3 protein-coding genes are annotated in these 3,226 nt (G+C 63.2%); all 3 read right to left on the bottom strand.

Annotation, left to right across the window (positions count from 1 at the left end):
* Positions 1-1,007: tyrosine-type recombinase/integrase (locus tag AC0L17_RS34215; protein WP_473518952.1), on the bottom strand; the 1,007-nt coding region annotated here is incomplete at its 3' end.
* On the bottom strand, positions 1,004-1,936 hold the full coding sequence (locus AC0L17_RS34210) for a tyrosine-type recombinase/integrase (RefSeq protein ID WP_473518951.1): 933 nt from the start codon (positions 1,934-1,936) through the stop codon (positions 1,004-1,006). The genes AC0L17_RS34210 and AC0L17_RS34215, both read right to left, overlap by 4 nt.
* The gene (locus AC0L17_RS34205; protein ID WP_473518950.1) at positions 1,933-3,171 is read right to left on the bottom strand and encodes a site-specific integrase; all 1,239 of its coding nucleotides are present in this window, start codon (positions 3,169-3,171) and stop codon (positions 1,933-1,935) included. The genes AC0L17_RS34210 and AC0L17_RS34205 overlap by 4 nt, the downstream gene beginning before the upstream one ends.
* Positions 3,172-3,226: the final 55 nt, after the last annotated feature.

The following is a 3,226-nucleotide window of genomic DNA, read 5'->3' as shown; positions in this document are numbered from 1 at the left end:
CAGATGGAGTTCAGCAGTTGCAGAACGGAGTCATTTGGTCGGAAACGCACGCCGTGATCGCCGGTGACGCCCGCCTTCTCGAGTCCATTGCGCATCATCTCGACATCCGCTGCGGCATACCGGTGGGTCGTGGCGACCTGTGCGTGCCCGAGCCAGGCTTGGATGGTCAAAAGGTCCACGCCGGACTGGAGAAGCTTCATGGCGAAGGAGTGCCGGAAGATGTGCGGCGATATGGGCTTGTCGGCCAAGGCTGGCCTGGTAGGCACGGCCTCGGTGGCCGCACGCCGCACGATATGGGTCGCTCCGAAACGAGTCAGGCGCTCGTTGCGGGCGCCGACGAATATCGGTCGCGGCTCGTGATGGGTGATCCCGCGCTCGCCCAACAAGGTCGTCAGCGCTCGCGCCAGGTCCTTAGGGATGGGCACGACGCGGTCTCTGCGCCCTTTGCCGCGCAGCAGCACTTGCGGGTGAGAGCGCTCCAACTCAAGGTCGTTTGCGTTGACGCCGGTGGCTTCCGAGACCCGGGCACCGGTCCGTGCCAGGAAGAGCAGAAAGGCTCGGTCGCGCCGACCACGGGGCGTCTTTGGATCGGGCGCCGCGATGAGGGTATCCACTTCGGCCTTGGTGAGATGGTGCGTTACCTCGATGTGCGCCCGTTTAATGGGAATCGACAGCACGCGTTGGGCCACACCGAAGGACGCCGGGTCGGCGGCAGCGACGTGGTGGAAAAAAGATCGGATCGCGGCCAAGCGGGCGTTGCGCGTGGCGACGCAATTGTTCCGCTTCTCCTCGAGTTCGTCGAGAAAAGCGAGAACGAGGTCTCGATCGAGATCTTCGAGCGCCAACGCCGCCGGCTTCTTACGCAACCGGTCGGCGGCAAAGAGGATCAGCATGCGCAAGGCGTCGCGATAGCTGGCCACGGTCGCGGGAGTCGCATTGCGCTGCTTCGTCAGGCGCCGGCGGAAATACGACTCCAGGAGCGGCGCCAGGAGCAGGTGTTCGCTCATGCTGCGCCTCCATCGAGGGCGGCACGCTCAGCCGCGATAGCGAGGAGCTCCGCCGAGCCCGTGAGGTAGTAGGCCGTGTCGCTGTAACTAACGTGGCCGAGATATGTGGCGAGCAAAGGCAATAGCGCCTGAACGTCTGCGCGCTGTTGGTGCCAGAGGCTGAGGCGGGTCACGGCAAACCGGTGCCTGAGATCGTGCGGCCTTAACGGCTTACCGCCATCAAAGTCGGCGAGTTTACGGGCCTCGGCAAAGCCGTTTTGCAGGCCGGTCGCCGAGAGGCGGTTGCCCCGGGAACTGAGGAAGAAGGCCTGGTCCTTGGATATGGGGAAAGCGGCGTCGCGCTCACGGGCATAGCAACCAAGGGCACCCTGGGTTGTCGCGTGAACTGGAACGAGACGATCCTTGCGGAACTTTGTCTTCCGAACGAGGAGAACCCCGTTGGTTAGATCGACGTCGGAACGATCAAGCCCGACTACTTCCCCCGATCGCAGCCCCGAACTCGCCAACAATCCGATCAGCGTCGCCATCGTCCGCCCTCGCAGAGGGATGCTAGGCGAAATGCGGGCGCATGCGTCGATGAGTGACGTCAACTCAGCCTCGCTGAGAATACGCGGAGGCGGAATCGCTCTGGATCTGGGGAAAGCTCTGCGCTCCAAGCCCTCGGTCCGGGCGTCGTAGACGGCGAGATACTCGTAAAACCGGCGGAGCACGCCATGGCGAATGGCGCGGCTGTTCGCGGCGCCGCTGAACGACAGGACGAAGTCCAGCGCCATCGTCCGGGTAGCGGGCGCATCGAGCTGAGCGCGCCCAACGTAGCGGACGAAAGCCCGCAACGTGCCGGCTTGCTTGCTGAAGGCGTAGCCGAGGGAGTGGCGCAGCTCGATGTAACGCTCGGCCTTCTCGCCGAGGAATTGGGCAAAGGCGGTCATGCGACGCCTCCCGGAAAGGGGAGTGCGACCTCGGCGAGCTGCGAGGTCGCGACCTTTACGTACAGCGCCGTTGTGTTGATGCTCCGGTGCCCGAGAAGATCGGCGACCTCGTTGATCGGCCTTAGCTGCTTGACGAGCTGGGTGGCAAGACTGTGGCGCAGGAGATGCGCACCTGCGACCCGCCCGAGTTCAACCCCGCCATGTCGCAACCGCTTCCGCACGATCCTCGAAACAGGCGACGCGCATTTGAATGGTGCCACGGGCGGCGTGAAGGACAGGAACAGATACGGACTATCCACCTTCGGTCGAGCGCGCAGGACGTAGTCGGCGAGCGCGGCGCCGGTCTCCTCGAGCAGCGGCGCCACCCGATCCCGCTTGCCCTTGGTGCGCCGGACAGAAACCTCACCAGCACGCCAGTCGATATCCTGCAGCTGAATGGCGCGTAGCTCACCGTTGCGAATGCCCGTGGTGGCGAGTAGCAGCAGGACGGCTCGATCGCGGATGTCGACCGGCGTCGTTGCGCCGATCGCATCGATTGCGCGCCGAACGTCATCCCATGCAAGGCGGGGCGGCAAGTGCGCCAAACGCCAATGAGGCGTCCTTGGGACGACGCGGTCGAGATCCTGGTCATGGTGGCCAGCCCAACATAAAAACTGAAGAAATGTTCGGATGTGAGAAGTCGCTGCCGCGCGGGTGCCGGTGGTCGCCGATAGCGACAGCCGATGCTCGACAGCAGCGAGGACGTGCTCAGCCGTCAACGCCTCGAGGTTTTGACCGGGATGATGATGGCGGAACCAATCCAGAAAGCGGCGGCCGCCCAGTAGAACGCCTTCGCGGGTCTTCGGCTCAAGTCCTCGCACCTTGCGCAAATAGTCGGAAAATGAGGTCAGAAGCGGAGTATCCGGATCATCATCTACCCTGGGAGCGGAAGCAATGAAGCGCTCCGGAGCCACTCGCCGTGCATGTCCCAGCGCCGATGCTGCCCCAATGCGTGGAGAATCCGTAGTAAACGTACATAAATAGCTGTCGACGACATCTTGATGGATCGGCATCCGACCACAGCGGGTTGCGGCAAACTGGCTAAAGCGCGCGATCCGGCTCAGGTAAATCTTGGCGGACGCTCGCTTGTAACCAACGGCGAAAAAATACTCCGCGAGGCGATCCATCTCGCCACCGAGTGCACCGCTACGCAGGCGCTTGAGCACCCCACAATAGGAAAAATAGAACTCGAGCATTCTGCCCCTCCGGCGTTGTGGCACAGGGGAATCCCGCGCCATGAGAGAGGCATGA

The sequence above is a fragment of the Mesorhizobium sp. WSM4829 genome, assembly GCF_055811475.1.
The sequence above is the reverse complement of the archived record's forward strand: the minus strand, read 5'-3'. Positions and strand labels throughout refer to the sequence as shown.

Excerpts from the sequence above, each read along its gene's own strand:
- AC0L17_RS34205 (WP_473518950.1), bottom strand. The coding sequence starts at position 3,171 with ATGCTCGAGTTCTATTTTTCCTATTGTGGGGTGCTCAAGCGCCTGCGT.
- AC0L17_RS34210 (WP_473518951.1), bottom strand. The coding sequence starts at position 1,936 with ATGACCGCCTTTGCCCAATTCCTCGGCGAGAAGGCCGAGCGTTACATC.